This is a genomic window from Catenuloplanes niger (genome assembly GCF_031458255.1).
GTDB lineage: Bacteria > Actinomycetota > Actinomycetes > Mycobacteriales > Micromonosporaceae > Catenuloplanes > Catenuloplanes niger.
Genome location: NZ_JAVDYC010000001.1, coordinates 3,137,293 through 3,154,987, shown reverse-complemented (window position 1 = coordinate 3,154,987; position 17,695 = coordinate 3,137,293). Strand labels below are relative to the sequence as shown.

The 17,695-nt window shown below is 73.3% G+C and carries 17 protein-coding genes; 11 read left to right on the top strand and 6 right to left on the bottom strand.

The window, feature by feature from the left end; genetic code table 11:
* Positions 1–51 precede the first annotated feature (51 nt).
* From nfi to J2S44_RS13610, 10 genes are all read left to right on the top strand, one after another.
* Positions 52–720, top strand: coding sequence for a deoxyribonuclease V (gene nfi, locus J2S44_RS13655; RefSeq protein ID WP_310412968.1), 669 nt, complete (start codon positions 52–54; stop codon positions 718–720).
* Between the two features lie 77 nt (positions 721–797).
* Positions 798–1,847 carry a hypothetical protein gene (locus J2S44_RS13650; protein ID WP_310412965.1) on the top strand — a complete coding sequence of 350 codons (1,050 nt, stop codon included), beginning with the start codon at positions 798–800 and terminating at the stop codon, positions 1,845–1,847.
* Positions 1,848–1,991: 144 nt separating this feature from the next.
* Positions 1,992–3,368 carry a phosphomannomutase/phosphoglucomutase gene (locus J2S44_RS13645; RefSeq protein ID WP_310412962.1) on the top strand — a complete coding sequence of 459 codons (1,377 nt, stop codon included), beginning with the start codon at positions 1,992–1,994 and terminating at the stop codon, positions 3,366–3,368.
* A gap of 52 nt (positions 3,369–3,420) precedes the next feature.
* The gene (locus J2S44_RS13640) at positions 3,421–3,630 is read left to right on the top strand and encodes a Trm112 family protein (RefSeq protein WP_310412959.1); all 210 of its coding nucleotides are present in this window, start codon (positions 3,421–3,423) and stop codon (positions 3,628–3,630) included.
* On the top strand, positions 3,630–4,853 hold the full coding sequence (locus J2S44_RS13635) for an SIS domain-containing protein (RefSeq protein WP_310412956.1): 1,224 nt from the start codon (positions 3,630–3,632) through the stop codon (positions 4,851–4,853). The genes J2S44_RS13640 and J2S44_RS13635 overlap by 1 nt, the downstream gene beginning before the upstream one ends.
* Positions 4,854–4,856: 3 nt before the next feature.
* The gene (locus tag J2S44_RS13630; protein WP_310412953.1) at positions 4,857–5,858 is read left to right on the top strand and encodes a cation diffusion facilitator family transporter; all 1,002 of its coding nucleotides are present in this window, start codon (positions 4,857–4,859) and stop codon (positions 5,856–5,858) included.
* A gap of 2 nt (positions 5,859–5,860) precedes the next feature.
* A complete protein-coding gene (gene manA, locus J2S44_RS13625) occupies positions 5,861–6,973 on the top strand; it encodes a mannose-6-phosphate isomerase, class I (RefSeq protein WP_310412950.1) in 1,113 nt (370 codons plus the stop codon).
* A gap of 322 nt (positions 6,974–7,295) precedes the next feature.
* Positions 7,296–8,768 (top strand): adenosylhomocysteinase, encoded by a 1,473-nt coding sequence (ahcY, locus tag J2S44_RS13620; protein WP_310412948.1) that lies wholly within the window; start codon positions 7,296–7,298, stop codon positions 8,766–8,768.
* A gap of 358 nt (positions 8,769–9,126) precedes the next feature.
* The gene (locus J2S44_RS13615) at positions 9,127–9,990 is read left to right on the top strand and encodes a helix-turn-helix domain-containing protein (protein WP_310412945.1); all 864 of its coding nucleotides are present in this window, start codon (positions 9,127–9,129) and stop codon (positions 9,988–9,990) included.
* A 22-nt stretch (positions 9,991–10,012) separates the two neighbouring features.
* On the top strand, positions 10,013–10,231 hold the full coding sequence (locus tag J2S44_RS13610; protein ID WP_374727838.1) for a DUF397 domain-containing protein: 219 nt from the start codon (positions 10,013–10,015) through the stop codon (positions 10,229–10,231).
* 43 nt (positions 10,232–10,274) lie between these two features.
* Here J2S44_RS13610 and J2S44_RS13605 read toward each other — a convergent pair whose 3' ends face one another.
* Entirely contained in the window at positions 10,275–11,294 is a 1,020-nt protein-coding gene (locus J2S44_RS13605; RefSeq protein WP_310412942.1) for an RDD family protein, read from the bottom strand.
* 46 nt (positions 11,295–11,340) lie between these two features.
* On the opposite strand from J2S44_RS13605, the gene J2S44_RS13600 reads away from it, so the two are divergent.
* On the top strand, positions 11,341–12,297 hold the full coding sequence (locus J2S44_RS13600) for a stage II sporulation protein M (protein WP_310412940.1): 957 nt from the start codon (positions 11,341–11,343) through the stop codon (positions 12,295–12,297).
* A 102-nt stretch (positions 12,298–12,399) separates the two neighbouring features.
* On the opposite strand, the gene J2S44_RS13595 is transcribed toward J2S44_RS13600, so the two are convergent.
* The 5 genes from J2S44_RS13595 to J2S44_RS13575 are packed head-to-tail and all read right to left on the bottom strand — an operon-like array spanning position 12,400 to position 17,620.
* A complete protein-coding gene (locus J2S44_RS13595) occupies positions 12,400–13,842 on the bottom strand; it encodes a DUF58 domain-containing protein (RefSeq protein WP_310429640.1) in 1,443 nt (480 codons plus the stop codon).
* Positions 13,842–14,822: an AAA family ATPase gene (locus J2S44_RS13590; protein ID WP_310412937.1), complete on the bottom strand. Its 981-nt coding sequence runs from the start codon at positions 14,820–14,822 to the stop codon at positions 13,842–13,844. The genes J2S44_RS13595 and J2S44_RS13590 overlap by 1 nt, the downstream gene beginning before the upstream one ends.
* Positions 14,819–16,144, bottom strand: a complete 1,326-nt coding sequence (locus tag J2S44_RS13585) for a DUF4350 domain-containing protein (RefSeq protein WP_310412934.1) — start codon at positions 16,142–16,144, stop codon at positions 14,819–14,821. The genes J2S44_RS13590 and J2S44_RS13585 overlap by 4 nt, the downstream gene beginning before the upstream one ends.
* Entirely contained in the window at positions 16,141–16,710 is a 570-nt protein-coding gene (locus J2S44_RS13580; protein WP_310412932.1) for a DUF4129 domain-containing protein, read from the bottom strand. The genes J2S44_RS13585 and J2S44_RS13580 overlap by 4 nt, the downstream gene beginning before the upstream one ends.
* A 58-nt stretch (positions 16,711–16,768) precedes the next feature.
* Positions 16,769–17,620, bottom strand: a complete 852-nt coding sequence (locus J2S44_RS13575; RefSeq protein WP_310412928.1) for a hypothetical protein — start codon at positions 17,618–17,620, stop codon at positions 16,769–16,771.
* Positions 17,621–17,695: the final 75 nt, after the last annotated feature.

Here is a 17,695-nt window from a genome sequence, read left to right as displayed (position 1 = left end):
ACCACCGTCGCACCACCGTCGTACCACCGGAGAACCGGAGGCCCCCGTACCGTGACCGCCGCCTGGCCCATCACCGTCGCCGCGGCCGAGGCCGAGCAGGACCGCCTCCGGGCGCTGGTCGACCTGACCGACGCGCCGGCCCCGCCGCGGACCGTCGCCGGACTGGACGTCGCCTACGCGGACGGTGACGAACGGCTGGTCGCGGCCGTGGTGGTGCTGGACGCGGTCTCGCTCGCACCGGTCGACGAGGCGGTCACGATCGGCCGTCCCGCGTTCCCGTACGTGCCGGGCCTGTTCGCGTTCCGCGAGATCCCCGCGCTGCTGGACGCGCTCGATCGTCTCAGCACCCGCCCCGACCTGCTGGTCTGTGACGGTCACGGCCTGGCCCACCCGCGTCGCTTCGGCCTCGCCTGTCACCTCGGCGTGCTCACCGGCCTGCCCGCGCTGGGCGTCGGCAAGACGCATCTGACCGGCGAGTGGGCGATGCCGGGGGAGCGGCGCGGTGACGCGAGCCCGATCACGCTCGATGGGGTGACGGTCGGCACCGTGCTGCGCACCCAGGACCGGGTGAAGCCGGTGTTCGTCTCGCCCGGCCACCGGATCTCCGTGGCCGGCGCGACCGCGCAGGTCCTGGCGCTCGCCCCGCGCTTCCGGTTGCCGGAGACGACCCGCGCCGCGGACCACGCGTGCCGGACCGCGCTCGCCGGACGTACCCACTGAATTGGTCTTAAAAGGGCTGGCCTATCGACCGAACGACGGCTTCGGCGTTGCCACACCGGCGATGTAGCCTCCCAGACATGCTTGTACGGCGATGGGTGGCGCATGCCCTGATGGCGATGGTGGCCGGGCTGCTCGGCGCCGTCACGCTGGGTGTTGCACCTGCTTACGCGGACGAGGTCTCGGTGGGTGCGCCCGGCTCGTTCACGGCGGGCAGCGGGCCGCAGAACGTCGACATCCGGCTGCGCCGCGAGGACGACGGCTGCATCCGGGCCCGCGCGCAGCTGCGCATCCGCGCCGACGACCTGAGCCCCGACCAGGTCGTGGTCGCGGTCAACTCGGGTGGCCAGACCGTGCAGGTGCAGTTGAGCGCGCAGGACGACGGCGACTACGTCACGCAGCTGGTGCAGCCGGCCGAGGCCGAGATGTGCGAGCGGCGCAACCGGCAGCAGACCGTCCGGTTCCGCGTCGCGTTCGGGCCGAACGCGCCGAACGGCGAGGTCCGGTTCGAGGGCTTCATGCTCGACGAGAACGACAACCGCCTCGCCGACGGCGCCGACGAGGCGCAGATCCGGGGCGGTGAGGCGAAGCCGAGCCCGACGCCGTCGAGGAGCCCGTCGAAGAGCCCGTCCCCGTCGCCCTCCGCGGAGGAGGAGAAGGACGAGGAGCCCGCGGCCGCGCCCACGTTCGAGTCCCCGCCGCCGGACCTGGCCGGCCCGGTGTCGCTGGACGCGAACGACGGCCTGTTCGGCGGCCTCGGCGTCCCGATCGCGATCGGCGTGGTCATGGTCGGCGTCGGCGTGGCGCTGATCGTGCTGCTGGTCCGGCGCAACCGCGCGGAGGACGACGGCGGCGCGTTCGCCGGCCCCGGCGGCCCGTTGCCGCGCGGTGGCGGTGGTGGTGGCGGCGTCTACGTCGCCGGCCCGCGCGGTGGTGCCCCGCGCGCCGGTGCCTGGAGCGGTGCGGCCGAGGGCGCCACGCAGATGCTTCCCGCGCAGCCGCCGGCCGGCCGCCCGCCGGTCGACCTGCCCACGCAGCGCTATCCGGGCGTGCCGTCCGGGCCGAACGCGAGCCGGGCCCGGAGCATCCCGCCGGACCCGACCACGAAGTTGCCGAGAGTGACGGAGTAATACCACCGCGCATCTTCCCGTCATGTGCGCGTGACCGGGCGGCAGCGTATCGGTCACCCGCCTCGTCACGTCCGGTGAACAAGGCTCCGATACGCTTCCCCGGTCGGCTACACAGGCGTAGGACGAGGCGTGAGGAGCGTTGAGTTGGCTGAGCTGTCACGGATCGTGAAGGCGTACGACGTGCGCGGTACGGTCCCGGACGAGTTCGACACCGCGGCCGCGTGCGCGCTGGGTCAGGCGTTCGTCGAGACGCTGCGTGAGCGCGGTGACGACGCCGACCGCATCGTGATCGCGCACGACATGCGGGAGTCCGGCCCGGCGCTGGCCGAGTCGTTCGCGGCCGGTGCGATCGCGGCCGGTGCCCAGGTGGTGCACGCGGGTCTCGGCTCGACCGACCTGCTCTACTACGCGTCCGGCGTGCTCGGCCTGCCCGGTGCGATGTTCACCGCCAGCCACAACCCGGCGCAGTACAACGGCATCAAGATGTGCAAGGCCGGTGCGAAGCCGATCGGCCAGGACAGCGGTCTGTCGCAGATCCGGGACCGGGCGCAGCAGCTGCTCGACGACGGCCTCACGCCGGTCGGCGAGGTGCCGGTGGAGCGCCGCGACCTGCTGGCCGACTACGCGGCGCACCTGCGCTCGCTGGTCGACCTGTCCGGCATCCGGCCGCTCAAGGTGGTCGTGGACGCGGGCAACGGCATGGGCGGCCACACCGTCCCGGCCGTGCTCGGCGACACGGTGCTGGCCGGCCTGCCGCTGGAGATCGTGCCGCTCTACTTCGAGCTGGACGGCTCGTTCCCGAACCACGAGGCGAACCCGCTGGAGCCGGCCAACCTGGTCGACCTGCAGGCCGCCGTGGTCGAGCACGGCGCGGACATCGGCCTGGCCTTCGACGGTGACGCGGACCGCTGCTTCGTCATCGACGAGAAGGGCGCGCCGGTGTCGCCGTCCGCGATCACCGCGCTGGTCGCGGTGCGCGAGCTGGCCAAGCACCCGGGCGGCGTGATCATTCACAACCTGATCACCTCGACCGCGGTGCCGGAGATCGTCGTCGAGCACGGCGGCAAGCCGGTCCGTACCCGGGTCGGGCACTCGTTCATCAAGGCGGAGATGGCGAAGACCGACGCCGTCTTCGGCGGTGAGCACTCCGCGCACTACTACTTCCGGGACTTCTGGGGCGCGGACACCGGCATGCTGGCCGCGATGCACGTGCTGGCCGCGCTCGGCGAGCAGGACCGGCCGCTGTCCGAGCTCGGCGCCGCCTACGAGCGGTACGTCGCGTCCGGTGAGATCAACTCCACGGTGTCCGACGCGGCCGCGAAGACCGCGGAGGTGCGGGCCGCGTTCGCCGGTACCCCGACGGACGAGCTGGACGGCCTGACCATCACGTTCTCCGACGGCGCGTGGATCAACCTGCGCCCGTCCAACACGGAGCCGCTGCTGCGACTCAACGTGGAGGCGCCGACCGCGGAGCGCATGGCGCAGCTTCGCGACGACGTTCTGGCCATCGTTCGCGGTTAGGCTTCTGGGGTTGCGGGGAACACCCCCGCAGGACCCTGGAAAGGAGCCGTTCGTGGCCCTGGATCCGCAGCTGCTGGAGATCATCACCTGTCCGGACACGCACCGTGCGCCGCTCACCCACGACGCGGCCTCGGGCACGCTGACCTGTACCGAGTGCGGGCGCCGGTTCCGGGTCGAGGACGACATCCCGGTGCTGCTACTGGACGAGGCACGAACGGCTCCGACGGGTCCGCGACACACGGACCAGGAGGAAGACCACTGATGGGCAACCCGGTGGACGGCACCGCGGGAATTCAGGGCCGGCGCGTCGCTGACGAGAGCATCCTCGACGACGAGAAGCAGATGACCGCGCAGGACCCGGGTGGCATGCTCCGCGCCACCGCGTCAGCGGGCGCCCAGGTCCGTGAGTGCGCACAGCTGGCGGCGGAGGCGAACCTCAATGCGCTCTCCGACGAGGGCCGGCCGCGCGCGGTGGTGATCGCCGGTGCCGGCACCGCGGTGCTCACCGCGGACATCCTCCGTACGGTCGCCGGGCCGCGCTGCCCGGCGCCGGTCATCGCGCACCGCAGCCCGGGCGTGCCCGGCTGGGTCGGCGCGGCGGACGTGGTGATCGCAGTCTCCGCGTCCGGCCGCAGCCCGGAGGCGCTCGCCGCCGCCGAGGCCGCCGCCCGGCGCGGTGCCCGGCTGGTCGCGATCGGCGCACCGGACTCCCGGCTGCAGTCGATCGCCGAGTCGGCCCGCGCGCCGTTCATCGGCGTGCCGCGCCGCGCGCCGGCCCGCGCCAGCCTGTGGTCGCTGGCCGTGCCGGTGCTGCTGGCCGCGCGCCAGCTCGACCTGGTGAAGATCAACGAGGCGGACCTGGCGGAGACCGCGACCCGGCTGGACACGGACGCGGACCGCTGCCGTCCCGGCCTGGAGTCGTTCGTCAACCCGGCGAAGTCGCTGGCGCTCGGCCTGGCCGGTTCGGTGCCGATCGTCTGGGGCTCGTCGCCGCTGGCCACCGTGGCCGCGCGCCGGTTCGCCGACACGCTCTCCGCGAACGCGCGGTACCCCGTGGTCGCCGGGGCTCTCGGCGAGGCCGGCCGGGGCCGGGTGGGCCTGCTCGACGGCGTCTTCGGCGGCCTGGTCGAGGGCGAGCGGGACATCTTCGCCGACCCGGAGACCGAGGGCGACCCGACCCGGCTGCGGATCGTGCTGCTGCGCGACGGCGGGCTCGACCCGCAGGAGGCGAACGACGAGCCGGTCGCGGTCGAGGAGCGGCGCGCGGACGCGGTGCAGACGCTCGCGGAGCGGCGCGGCGTGCGCTGCGACGTGGTGACCGCCGAGGGCGGCTCCGCGCTGGAGCGGCTGGCCTCGCTGATCGCGGTCCCGGACTTCGCCTCGATCTACCTGGCGCTGGCGCACGGCCTCGACCCGATGGCGGTGCCGGCGATCTCCGAGATGAAGGAACTGGCCAACCCGATCCGTACCGAAGGGATCAACTGACCGATGAGCACCGGCGAGGGCGGTAAGGCGATCGTCGCGGCGCTGGCCGCGAACCTGGGCATCGCGGCCACGAAGTTCGTCGCGTTCCTGCTGACCCAGTCCTCGTCGATGCTCGCCGAGTCGATCCACTCGGTGGCCGACTCGGGCAACCAGGCGCTGTTGCTGCTCGGCGGGCGACGATCCCGCCGGGCCGCGACGCCGGACCACCCGTTCGGGTACGGCCGGGAGCGCTACGTCTACGCGTTCATCGTCTCGATCGTGCTGTTCTCGCTGGGTGGCCTGTTCGCGCTGTACGAGGCCTACCACAAGTGGCACGAGGCGCACACCGACCCGAACCACGGCGCCATCACGTCGTGGCACTGGGTGCCGGTCGTGGTGCTGGTGGCCGCGATCTGCATGGAGAGCTTCTCGTTCCGTACCGCGATCAAGGAGTCCAACCACACCCGCGGCGACGCCTCCTGGCGGCAGTTCATCCGCCGGTCCAAGGCGCCGGAGCTGCCGGTCGTGCTGCTGGAGGACTTCGGCGCACTGATCGGCCTGGTCCTCGCGCTCTTCGGCGTCGGGCTCACGCTGATCACCGGCCACGGCGTGTGGGACGCGCTCGGCACCGGCGCGATCGGCGTGCTGCTGGTCTGCATCGCGGTCATCCTGGCGATCGAGACGAAGAGCCTGCTGCTCGGCGAGGGCGCGTCCGCGCCGGACCAGGCCGCGATCGAGCGGGCGCTGCTGGACGGCGCGGCGGTCCGGCGGATCATTCACATGCGCACCATGCACCTCGGCCCGGAGGAGCTGCTGGTCGCCGCGAAGTTCGCGGTCGAGGCGACCGAGACCGCGGCGGACGTGGCCCGGCACATCAACGAGGCGGAGGCGCGCATCCGGGCGGCCGTGCCGATCGCCCGCGTCATCTACCTGGAGCCGGACGTGTTCGACGCGGAGGTGGCGGCAGCGCCGAAATCCGGGTACGACGGCACCCAGCTGGCTTCCGAGACACTCACGGGGAACTGAACATGCAGGCTCTGACCAGCGTCATCCGCCCGTACGCGTGGGGCTCGCACTCCGCGATCGCCGAGATACAGGGCCGGTCCGCGCCCACGGCCGGCCCGGAGGCGGAACTGTGGATCGGTGCGCACCCGGCCGACCCGTCGCGGGTCGACGGCACCGGGCTGGACGCGCTGCTGGCCGCGGAGCCGGACCGGCTGCTCGGCCCGGCCGTGGTGGAGCGGTTCGGCGCCCGCCTGCCGTACCTGATGAAGATCCTGGCGGCCGACGCGCCGCTGTCGCTGCAGGCGCACCCGACGCTCGCGCACGCGAAAGCGCGGTTCGCCGAGGGCCACGGCGGCTACGTCGACGCGAACCACAAGCCGGAGCTGCTGGTCGCGCTGACCCCGTTCGACGCGCTCTGCGGCTTCGCCGACCCGGCCGTCTCGGCGGACACGCTGGAGTCGCTCGGCATCGCGGAGCTGGTGCCGGTGGTGGCGAGCCTGCGGACCGGGCCGGACGGCCTGCGCGAGGCCGTGCGCACGCTGCTGACCTGGCCGGTGGAGGGGCGGGCCGGCCTGGTGAAGGCCGCGGTGGCGGCCGGGACCGCGCCGCTGGCCGGCGAGCTGGCCCGGTTCTATCCCGAGGACACCGGCGTGCTGGTGGCGCTGCTGCTCAACCACGTGCGGCTGGAGCCGGGCCAGGCGATCTGGATGCCGGCCGGGAACCTGCACGCGTACCTGCGCGGCACCGGCATCGAGATCATGGCGGCCAGCGACAACGTGCTGCGTGGCGGCATGACGCCGAAGCAGGTGGACGTGGACGAGCTGCTCGGCGTGCTGCGGTTCGAGGTACTGGCCGAGCCGCTGCACCCGGCCGCGGAACCGGCCGACGGCGTGCGGGCCTGGCCGGTGCCGGTGCCGGACTTCCTGCTGCACCGGATCACGCCGGGCGGGCGCACGGTGACGCTGGACGTGCCCGGCCCGCGCGTGGTGCTGGCCGTGGGCGGGCCGATCCGGGCGGACGACGGACAGGACGTGGTGGAGATCGCACCCGGCACGGCCGCGTTCTCCGGTGCGGACGCGGGGCCGCTGCGCCTCTCCGGCCCCGGCGAGGCCTTCGTGGCGGCCGTCGGGCTCTGAGCTGACCGCATCGGGCGCCGTATTTCACGGCGCCCGATGCTTTGTGTCCGGATTTCGCGATCCGCTAATCCGTACCAATCCTGATTTTTGCTGGTTTTGGTTGACAGCAGGGTTGCTGAGTGTGAGGCTATAACTACGCAAGGCCACGAGGTGGCCGCGCGGACATGCCAAACCGGGGGGATGCACGGGGCGGTCGGGACTCACGTCACCGACCGCCCCGTGCGCATGTCCAGACGCCGCTGACCAGCGCGATTCCACGGCTACAACCAGTGGCGCGTAAGGTAGTGGGTCGGTCATCGGTGACGTATCGACAGGAGCTTTCATGACCAGCACCCTTCCCGTCCGCCCCCAGACCGTCGCTGAGGGCGACTACAAGGTGGCCGACCTGTCGCTCGCCGCCTTCGGGCGCAAGGAGATCCAGCTCGCCGAGCACGAGATGCCCGGCCTGATGTCGATCCGCCGTGAGTACGCCGACGCGCAGCCCCTGCGCGGCGCGCGGATCACCGGTTCGCTGCACATGACGATCCAGACCGCCGTGCTGATCGAGACGCTGACCGCGCTCGGTGCCGAGGTCCGCTGGGCGTCCTGCAACATCTTCTCCACCCAGGACCACGCCGCCGCCGCGATCGTGGTCGGCCCGAACGGCACCCCCGAGGCGCCGTCCGGCGTGCCGGTCTACGCCTGGAAGGGCGAGACCCTGGAGGAGTACTGGTGGTGCACCGAGCAGATCCTGCTCTGGCCGGACGGCAAGGGCCCGAACATGATCCTCGACGACGGCGGTGACGCCACGCTGCTGGTGCACAAGGGCGCCGAGTTCGAGAAGCTGGGCGCGGTCCCGGCCGTCGACACCGCCGACTCCGAGGAGTACGCGGTCATCCTGGCCACGCTGCACCGCTCGCTCGCCGAGGACGCGCAGCGCTGGACGAACATCGCGGCCGACATCAAGGGCGTGACCGAGGAGACCACCACCGGCGTGCACCGCCTCTACGAGATGCAGGCCGCCGGCAACCTGCTCTTCCCGGCGATCAACGTCAACGACTCGGTCACCAAGAGCAAGTTCGACAACAAGTACGGCTGCCGCCACTCGCTGATCGACGGCATCAACCGCGCCACCGACGTGCTGATCGGCGGCAAGGTGGCCGTGGTCTTCGGTTACGGCGACGTCGGCAAGGGCTGTGCGGACTCGCTGCGCGGCCAGGGCGCCCGCGTCATCGTCACCGAGATCGACCCGATCTGCGCGCTGCAGGCGGCGATGGACGGTTACCAGGTCGCCACGATCGACGACGTGGTCGAGACCGCGGACATCTTCGTGACCGCGACCGGCTGCTTCAACGTCATCACCGCCGACCACATGGCGCGGATGAAGCACAACGCGATCGTCGGCAACATCGGCCACTTCGACAACGAGATCGACATGGCCGGGCTGTACCGGCGTGCCGACGTCGAGCGGATCAACATCAAGCCGCAGGTCGACGAGTTCAAGTTCGCCGACGGCCACTCGATCATCGTGCTGTCCGAGGGCCGCCTGCTGAACCTCGGCAACGCGACCGGCCACCCGTCGTTCGTCATGTCGAACTCGTTCGCGAACCAGACGATCGCGCAGATCGAGCTGTTCACGAAGATCGAGGAGTACCCGATCGGCGTCTACGTGCTGCCGAAGCACCTGGACGAGAAGGTCGCCCGCCTGCACCTGGACGCGCTCGGCGTGAAGCTGACCGAGCTGACCAAGGAGCAGGCCGCGTACCTGAACGTGCCGGTCGAGGGCCCGTACAAGTCGGACCACTACCGCTACTGAGTTCCGGCTCGAGCAAAGATCAGGGGCGCCCCGCCACGGTGGGGCGCCCCTGTTCCTCTACTACGACCGCGCCCATGTCACAGGTCGCGGCGGTGTGGTCCGGAAGGCACGACAGGAGGGGCGGAGGACCGGCGTTTGCCGCCGCCGGAACCCACCCCTCCTGAGCGTTGTTCCCCTCGATGAGCCCGGGCCCCGGGGCCGCCGTTTGCCGCCGGCAGCGCTCCGTACCCGTCTGGCTTAGTGCTCATTAGGCCACTTGCAGACCGCGGATGCAAGTGCAGATCGATGCGGGCTCGTTGCACTCGACACCGCCGTGGCCTGCACAGTCCTAATCGGATCTTGCAGTAACGTGTTGCCGATGGCCGTGAAGCCCAGCCCCACCACCCTACGACGGCAGCTCGGCGCTGAGCTACGACGCCTCCGCGAGGCCACCCGCCGCACCGTGGCCGATGTGGCGCGCTCGCTGGGCTGGTCGGAGAGCAAACTCAGCCGCATCGAGACCGCCCACACCGGCATCCGCAACCGCGACCTCGACGCCCTCCTCGACACCTACGACGTCCCCGACGACGACCGCCGCCGCATCCGCGCCGTCGCCGTCCAGTCCCGCCAGCGCGCCTGGTGGGAGGCCTACGGCGACGTCCTCCCGGACGCGTACGAGACCTACATCGGCTTCGAGGCCGAGGTGGTCCGGCTCCGCGCGTACGAGGCGCTGCTCGTCCCCGGTCTGCTGCAGACCGACGAGTACGCACGGGAGATCTTTCGGACCGACGACCTGCGTCCCGACGGGCGACCGGCCCGGGACGAGGAGATAGAGCAGCGCGCCGCGGTGCGGCTGGCCCGGCAGGCCGTGATCGGCCGGCAGCCCGCACCCGATCTTCTCTGGGTGCTCGACGAGGCCGTGCTGCGTCGCCGGGTGGGCGGCCGCGAGGTCCAGCGCCGTCAGCTGGGTCGCCTGGTCGAGGTCTCCGACCGGCCGAACGTCACCATTCTGGTGGTTCCCTTCGACGCCGGCGCACACTCCGGGCTCGCCGGATCGTTCTGCATCATGGACTTCGCCGGTGGGCAGCGACTCGTCTACGCCGATTCTCGGACCGGCGGAACCTTCCGCGAACGACCCGAGGAAGTGGACGGATACGCGACCAGCTTCGAAGGTCTGCGTGACGTCGCGTTGCCGCCGGAGAAATCGATCGAATTCATCCGGGCGGCCGCGCGCGAGATATAACCCCGGAACCCATTCAGAGAGGATGGTGGCGCGGATGCTTGCCGCGTCGCACGGCCATGTCCTGCCATGGCGCAAGAGCAGTCGGAGCTCCTCCAACGGTGCCTGTGTCGAGGTCGCCGCGATGCCCGAGTCGGTGCACGTGCGGGACTCGAAGGACCCGGACGGCCCGATGCTCACGGTCGGCCACGATGCGTGGACGCACCTGATCGGTGTCGTCTCCGACGGTCGTATCGTCCGCTAGCGGTACGCGGAAACACCCCCGGCGGACGTACCCGCTGGGGGTTTTATTCGTTGCGGTGCTCCGTCGGCGGTGGTGGGCGGAGTGTGCTGGCCATGGGTGGGGGAGTCATGCCGGTCCAGTCCGGGAGCTGGCGGTCGGCCTGCCACGGTGGGCGTGGCCAGGTCTGGCTGGGCCACTCCGCGCGGGCGTCGGGTGGCACCGGGGGCGGCGGGCGGAAGCCGGGCTGCGGCAGGCTCGGCCAGAGCGCGGCCGAGACGGACCGGTTGCGGGCCAGCCGGTGCGTGGCGCGGCGGTGTCGTTCCGCCAGCACCGCGGCCAGATAGGCCCAGTCCGGGACGCCGGGTGGTGGTGGGGGTGCGGTGACGGACGCGACCTCGGCGGCGAGCGTGCGCCCGAGGCGGCTGCGGTCCGGCTCGACCAGCGTGCTGCCCCGGGACAGGAAGTGCCGGACCGCGAGCGCGAGGTCGTCACCGAGCCCGGTCAGGTCGAGCGTGAGCGCCCACCCGGCCAGCGCGGGCGGCATGCCCGGCACCCAGCCCCAGCCGGTCGCGGCCCGGTCGTGGATGACGATGGTGCCGGCCGCGAGGTCGCCGAGCCGCTTGCCGAGCGGGTTGGTGAGCATCGTGAACAGGCTCGCGATCCAGGTGACCAGCGGCAGCACCAGCCCCGGCCACTCCAGGGCCACGCCGACCAGCGCGCGGGTGAACGCGTGCCGCAACTGGATGGGGCCGCCGTCGTCGCGGACCACGCGGATGCCGACCAGTGACTTGCCGGCGGTCCGCCCGCCGGACACCGTCTCCGCGACCGTCGGGTAGCCGACCAGCACCAGCGCGGTCACGATGATGGTCAGCGCGCTCATCACGGCCTCGTCCACCCGGCTCAGCAGGCCGGAGATGCCCAACGTCAACAGCAGCGTCGTGGTGATGGTCAGCGCGAGCCCGATCTGGACCACGATGTCGATCGCGAGCGCGAGCACCCGCGACCCCGGACGGGCCACCCGGATCTCGACCTCGACCGCCTCGCCGGAGACCAGGCCGTTGCCTGCCGCATTCCCGTCCGCCACGCGCACAGTGAAACACTATGCCGGACGGACGTGAGCAGGGGGATTAGTGGATCTTGATGCGTACGTGGCGGAGCACGACGGCGAGTGGCGCCGGCTGGAGCAGCTCTCCCGCGGCCGCCGGCTGTCCCCGGCCGAGGTCGACGAGCTGCTCGCGCTCTACCAGCGCGCCACCACGCACCTGTCCGTGGTCCGCAGCCGCTCGCCCGACCCGATCCTGGTCGCCCGCCTCTCCCGGCTGGTGCTGACCGCGCGCGCCACCATCACCGGCGGCCGCCGCCTGCGCCTGGCCGACGCCGGCCGGTTCGTCACGCACGGCTTCCCCCGCGCGGTCTACCGTGCCTGGCCCTGGTGGTCCGGCGTGGCCGTGGCGTTCTGCGCGCTCACCGCGTTCCTGATGTCCTGGGTCTCCACCCACCCGGAGAGCGCCGCCGCGTTCATCGGCGAGGAGCGGGCCCGGAGCCTGGTGGAGAGCGAGTTCGCCGGCTACTACACCGAGTTCCTGCCCGCGTCGTTCGCGTTCCACCTGTGGACCCACAACGCCTGGCTGGCCGCGCAGTGCCTGGCCTCCGGCGTACTCATCGTCCCGGTGATCTGGCTCCTCTGGCAGAACGCGCTCAACATCGGCGTGGTCGGCGGCGTGATGATCGACCACGGCAGCGCCGACCAGTTCTTCGGCCTGATCACCCCGCACGGCCTGCTGGAGCTGACCGGCATCTTCGTCGCGGCCGGCGTCGGCCTGCGCGTCGGCTGGGCCTGGATCGCCCCGGGCCCGGACCGCACCCGCGGGCGCGCGCTGGCCGAGACCGCACGCGAGGGCATGGTCGTGGCGGTCGGGTTGATCGGGTTGTTCGCGATCTCCGCGCTGGTCGAAGCCCTGGTCACGCCGTCACCGTTGCCGACGGCCCTCCGGATCGGCATCGGCGCCACGGTCTGGCTGGCCTTCCTCGGCTACGTCATCGTCCTCGGTGCCCGGCCCCGGCCGGAGCCGGCGGACGCTGACTGAGCATCCGGGCAGAGGCGAGTGCACGGGTACGGTGTGCGCGAGCGCGGTCGCCGCAGTGCGGTCCGGTGCGGGCTCGTCGCCGAGGCCCATCAGAACCACGCGTCAGAGCCGGCCCGCCGCTTTGAGGGTGAGGTAGGCGTCGCTGACCCGGGAGGCGAACAGGTCCAGCGGCGCGTCCACCACGTCGACCCCGTGGCGGGTGAGGGCGGCGCGGACGCGGTGGCGTTCGGCGTAGGCCTGGTGGGCGGCGGCCGCGGCGTAGGCCTGGTCGGGCGTGTCCGGCGGGCGGGCGGTGAGCGCGGCCAGCGCGGGGTCGTGGACGGACGCGAGCACGACCCGGTGGCGGGCCGCGAGGCGGGGCAGCACCGGGAGCAGGCCCTCGCCGAGCGGCCCGGGTTCCAGCGTGGTGAACAGGACGACCAGGGCCCGTTTGCGCTCGCGGCGGAGGATCTCGCCGACGACCAGCTCGAAATCCGTCTCCACCAGCGCTGGCTGGAGCGGCGCGAGCGCGTCGACCAGCCGGGGGAGCAGGGCCTCGCGGCCGGCGCCGGAGACGGCGGCGCGCACGGCGGTGTCCACGGCCAGCAGGTCCACCCGGTCACCGGCGCGGGCGGCGAGCGCGGCCAGCAGCAGCGCGGCGTCGATCGCGGCGTCCAGCCGCGGCTCCCCGTGCCCCGGCACGCCCACCGCATCCGTCGACACCCCACCGCCACCGGACAACCCGGCACCGGCACCGGCACCGGCAAGACCGGCACCGAGCGGCCCGGCACCGTGCAGCCAGCCGGGTCGCCGGCCCGGGTCGGTGGTGCGGTCGACGCGGGCCGCCGAGGTGCGGCCGGTGTCGATGACGCACAGGACACGCCGGTCGCGTTCCGGGCGCCAGGTGCGGACCAGCACGTCCGAGCGGCGTGCGCTGGCCCGCCAGTCGATCGAGCGGACGTCGTCGCCGATCACGTACTCGCGGAGCGCGTCGAACTCGGTGCCCTGGCCGCGCCCGCGGGTGACGGTGGAGCCGTCGAGGATCCGCAGCCGGGACACCTTCTCCGCGAGGAACCGGCGGGACTCGAACCGGGGCAGCGCGCGTAGCGTCCACTCCGGCGTGACCGGGCGCCCGGCCAGCTGCCGGAACGCGAGCCGGAACGGCCCGTGCGAGCGCAGCGTGACCCGGACCGCGGGCCGGTCGCCGCGCCGGGTGGGCCGCAGCCGGGTCTCGACGATCCCGGTGTCCCCCGGCTCGATCTCCAGCCGGTGCACCGCGCGGTGCGCACCGGCCGACGGCACCCAGTCGTCGCGGATCTCGGCGCGCAGCGTCCGTACCCCCCGGTTGTGCACGTGCAGGCGGACCACGGCCGAGTCGCCGAGCCGGACCGCGCGCTGGCCGTCGCGGGTGAGTGTGACGTGCCGGAGCGCGGCCGCGGCCCGGGCGTCGAGCGCGGTCAGCAGCGCCACGGTGCCGAGCACCACGGCCAGGCCGGTCCACGGCCACGGCCACAGCGGCATGGTGAGGGCGCCGGCGGCCAGCAGCAGCGCGGCACGCCAGGTGATCATCGTGGGGCCGGGACGGACGCGAGCACGGACGCCAGTACCGCGTCCGTGGTCACGCCCTCCAGCTCGGCCTCGGGGCGCAGCCGGACCCGGTGCCGCAGCGTGGCGCGGGCGACCTGCTTGACGTCGTCCGGCGTGACGTAGTCCCGGCCGGCCAGCCAGCCCCACGCCTTCGACGTGGCCAGCAGCGCGGTCGCGCCGCGCGGCGACGCGCCCAGCTCGAACGCGGGTGAGACGCGGGTGGCGCGGCAGATGTCGACCATGTAGGCCAGCACCGGGTCGGCGACCGCGACCCGGGCGACGGCGGCGCGTCCGGCGTTCAGGTCGTCCGCGGTGGCGACCCGCTGGACACCGGCGGCGGCGAGGTCGCGCGGGTCGAAGCCGGCGTGGTGGGCGCGCAGCACGCCCAGTTCCTCGTCGCGGTTCGGCAGCGGCACGGTCAGTTTCAGCAGGAACCGGTCGAGCTGCGCCTCGGGCAGCGGGTAGGTGCCCTCGTACTCGACCGGGTTCTGGGTGGCGGCCACGATGAACACGTCCGGCAGCGGGCGGGGCACGCCCTCCACCGAGACCTGCCGTTCCTCCATCACCTCCAGCAGCGCGGACTGGGTCTTCGGCGGCGTCCGGTTGATCTCGTCGGCGAGCAGCAGGTTCGTGAAGACCGGCCCGTTGCGGAACTCGAACTTCGCGGAGTGCGGGTCGAAGACCAGCGAGCCGGTCACGTCGCCGGGCATCAGGTCCGGCGTGAACTGCAGACGCTTCGCGTCCAGGTCGAGAGCCGCCGCCACGGTACGGACGAGCAGCGTCTTCGCCACCCCGGGCACGCCTTCGAGGAGCACGTGACCGCGGCACAGCAGCGCGATCAGCACGCCGGTGACCACGGAGTCCTGCCCGACCACCGCCTTGGCCACCTCGGCGCGCAGCCGGTGCAGCGGCTCCCGGGCGTCGTCGGTGGTCGCCACCGCGAGCGCGTTCTGGGTCACCGGTCGTCTCCTTCGTGTGTCACGGCGGTGGTCAGCCCGTGCAGCGCGCGGGCCAGCCAGACCAGCTCGCCGTCGTCGGTCACCTGGAAGTCGTACAGCACGCGGCGTACCTCCCGCTCGTCCGATCGCAGGTGCGCGGCGACGGCCGCGCTCAGGTCGGCGCCCGGAGCGAGCCGCAGGCGGTGGGCGAGCCGCCGGCGGGCGGCCTCGCGGAGGATCTCCGCGCTGTGCGGCGCGGCGCGGGCCCGCCGGTAGAGACGGCCCCGGCCGAGCACGGTCTCGTGCGCGCGGACCTGGACCGGCAGCGGTTCCACGACCGGCGGGCCGAGGCGCCGGGCCCGCCACAGCGCGGTGGCCAGCGCCGCCGTGGCGAGCAGCACCAGCATGGCCCAGAACCAGGGTGGGAACGCGTCGAGCACCGGGTGGTCGTCCGGCGGGGCCGGGCCGTCCGCGCGCTGGTCGTCGCCGGCGCCGCCCGAGTCGCCGTCGTCCGGTCCGGCGCCGCCCGGCCGGGGGCTGCCGTCCGGGGCGGGCCGCTCGTCGGGGCCGGTGGTGTCGCTGTCGCCGGGGGCGTCCGGGTAGAGCGAGGGCGGTGCGTCCGGGCCCTCCGGCCGGGCGGAGGCGTAGAGCGGCGGCGGTTCCAGCCGGTGCCGGTCCAGCCAGATCATCCGCCCCCGCGTGCCGAGCAGCCCGACCGCGAGCCGTTCGTTGCCGTGCTCGCGGATCCGGTCGTTGCGGAACGGGTCGCCGGCACCGATCACATACGTCTCGGCCGCGAGGTCGTGCGCGCGGATCAGGCCGTGCCCGTAGCAGGCCGGGCCGGTCCCGGCGTAGCGCTGGCGCAGCGCGGCGGCGGTGCCGGCCACGCGCGCCTCGTCGATCCGGCACGGCGCGGCCTGCTCCGCGTCCGGCGGGACCGCCTTGGTGGTCCACCGGCGGCTCTGCGCGGTGATCCCGAGCCCGGCCGCGCGCAGCGTCGGGCCGGCGGGCGCGACCAGCACGATCCTGGTGGTGGGCGGCAGCAGGTCGAGCATGCGCAGGTACTCCGGGTGGATCGCCTCCGGTGCCGGGATGAACAGCGTGGCGTTCCCCCGGTACGCCTCGACCAGCGCGTCCGAGGTCCTGGTCAGGTGCCGGACGTCGACGCCGGTGGCGCGCAGCGCCCGGTCGAGCGCGCTGCCGCCGACCGCGGACGTGACGGCCGGCGACAGGTAGTCCGCCGCCGCCGGGTCCGGTTCCTCGATCGCGTAGGTGACGCCGGTGGTCAGCAGCAGGACCAGCGCGATCACCACCGGGATGACGATCCGGTATCGGCGTTTCACCGGCCGCCGCCCCTCAGCGCCGCGCCGAGCTCGGCGGTGAGCTCGCGCATGCGCTCGTCGTGGCCGGGCTCGGCCGGGCGCTGGCCGTACCAGATGTCGGAGAAGATCGTCGCGGCCGTGCGCAGCGGCGCGCCGAGCGCGGGCCGGGCCCGGGCGGCGGCCCCGGCCAGCTCCGTCACGGTCCACTCCGGGTGGTGCTCGATGACGTGCTTCTCGACCAGTTCGCGGACCATCGCGCGGTGCCGTTCCCGGACCGCCTCGGCGTAGCGGCCCTCGGCCGCGTACCGGTCGGCGAGCGTGCTCAGCGAGGCCGACGGCATGGTCGGCAGCGTGTCGATCTCCACGGTCTCGACCGCCTCGGCCGGGGCCGGCCGCGGCGTGCGACGGCGGCGCCGCCATCGGGGCAGGCGCACCCGGGGCAGCCGGCGCGGCACCCAGGCCGGGTAGGCGTACCAGAGGATCGCCACCAGGAACGCGGTGAGCAGCAGGATCAGCATGGCGGTGCCGGCCCCGATCGCGTCGTCGATCGTGCCCACCGTCTCGGTCCACCACCTGCTGAAACTCATGCCGGGCCGCCGCTGGGGTGCCGGTCGTGGCGCACCGGTGGGGTGCTCGCGAGCCCGCTCACGGCAGTGCCCCCTGGGCCAGCGCCGCCGGCGTGACGGGCCCGTGCGTGCGGGCCCGGGCCAGCCGGATGTCCAGTCCCTCGGTGCGCATCCGGGCCTCCAGGTAGACGACCGCGTCCAGGCAGGCGAGCGTCGGGTACGCGATCGTGTTCGCCAGCGTCCAGACCACGAAGCCGAGCGGTGCGGCCCAGGCCGGATCGGTGAGCCCGAGCAGGTCCATCGTGTAGACGCCGGAGACCGCGAGCGCGATCCGCATGGCCAGCCACCCGGCCGCGCCGAGCAGCCGGACCCAGAGCCCGCGCGCGCCGTGCCGGGTCGCGATGGACAGCCCGCGCAGCGCCGCGCGCCCGGCCGGCAGCCGGTCCACCACCAGCACCGGGATGATCAGACCGGTCAGCCCGTAGACGATCGGCCACAGCGCGACCGTCGATCCGGCGAACAGCGTGAGCAGGCCGGTCAGCGCCGCGACCAGCACGATCGGGCCGAGCCGGGCACCGCGCGGGGTGAGCACCCGGCGGGCCGGCAGCCGGGTGCCGAGCAGCGCGGCCGACGCGGCGCGCGCGGCGAACCCGCCGAGCAGCATGATCACGACGGCCTCGGTGGCCGCGCCGACCACCAGCAGGACCCAGAACCGGTCGAGATCCTCCCACTGCGGTACGTACGTCGGCGGGCGCGCGTTGGCCCAGGCCCGAACCGGGGCGAGCGCGACCTGCTCGGTGGCGGCCAGCAGCAGGCCGGCCGGCAGCAGGGCGCGGGCGTTGTCGCGCAGCACGCCGACCGCGGCGTCCAGCAGCTCACCGACGGTGAGGGGACGCTGCGGAAGCGCGGCGGACGGGCCGGCGTGATCCAAACCGAGGGCTCCCTGAGGCGGGGATTGCTGGGGCAATCCTGGCACGCCCGCACACGCCCGGCGCCGGGTGCCCGG

Excerpts from the sequence above, each read along its gene's own strand:
- J2S44_RS13650 (WP_310412965.1), top strand. The coding sequence starts at position 798 with ATGCTTGTACGGCGATGGGTGGCGCATGCCCTGATGGCGATGGTGGCC.
- J2S44_RS13635 (WP_310412956.1), top strand. The coding sequence starts at position 3,630 with ATGGGCAACCCGGTGGACGGCACCGCGGGAATTCAGGGCCGGCGCGTC.
- J2S44_RS13630 (WP_310412953.1), top strand. The coding sequence starts at position 4,857 with ATGAGCACCGGCGAGGGCGGTAAGGCGATCGTCGCGGCGCTGGCCGCG.
- manA (WP_310412950.1), top strand. The coding sequence starts at position 5,861 with ATGCAGGCTCTGACCAGCGTCATCCGCCCGTACGCGTGGGGCTCGCAC.
- ahcY (WP_310412948.1), top strand. The coding sequence starts at position 7,296 with ATGACCAGCACCCTTCCCGTCCGCCCCCAGACCGTCGCTGAGGGCGAC.
- J2S44_RS13615 (WP_310412945.1), top strand. The coding sequence starts at position 9,127 with ATGGCCGTGAAGCCCAGCCCCACCACCCTACGACGGCAGCTCGGCGCT.
- J2S44_RS13610 (WP_374727838.1), top strand. The coding sequence starts at position 10,013 with ATGGTGGCGCGGATGCTTGCCGCGTCGCACGGCCATGTCCTGCCATGG.
- J2S44_RS13580 (WP_310412932.1), bottom strand. The coding sequence starts at position 16,710 with ATGAGTTTCAGCAGGTGGTGGACCGAGACGGTGGGCACGATCGACGAC.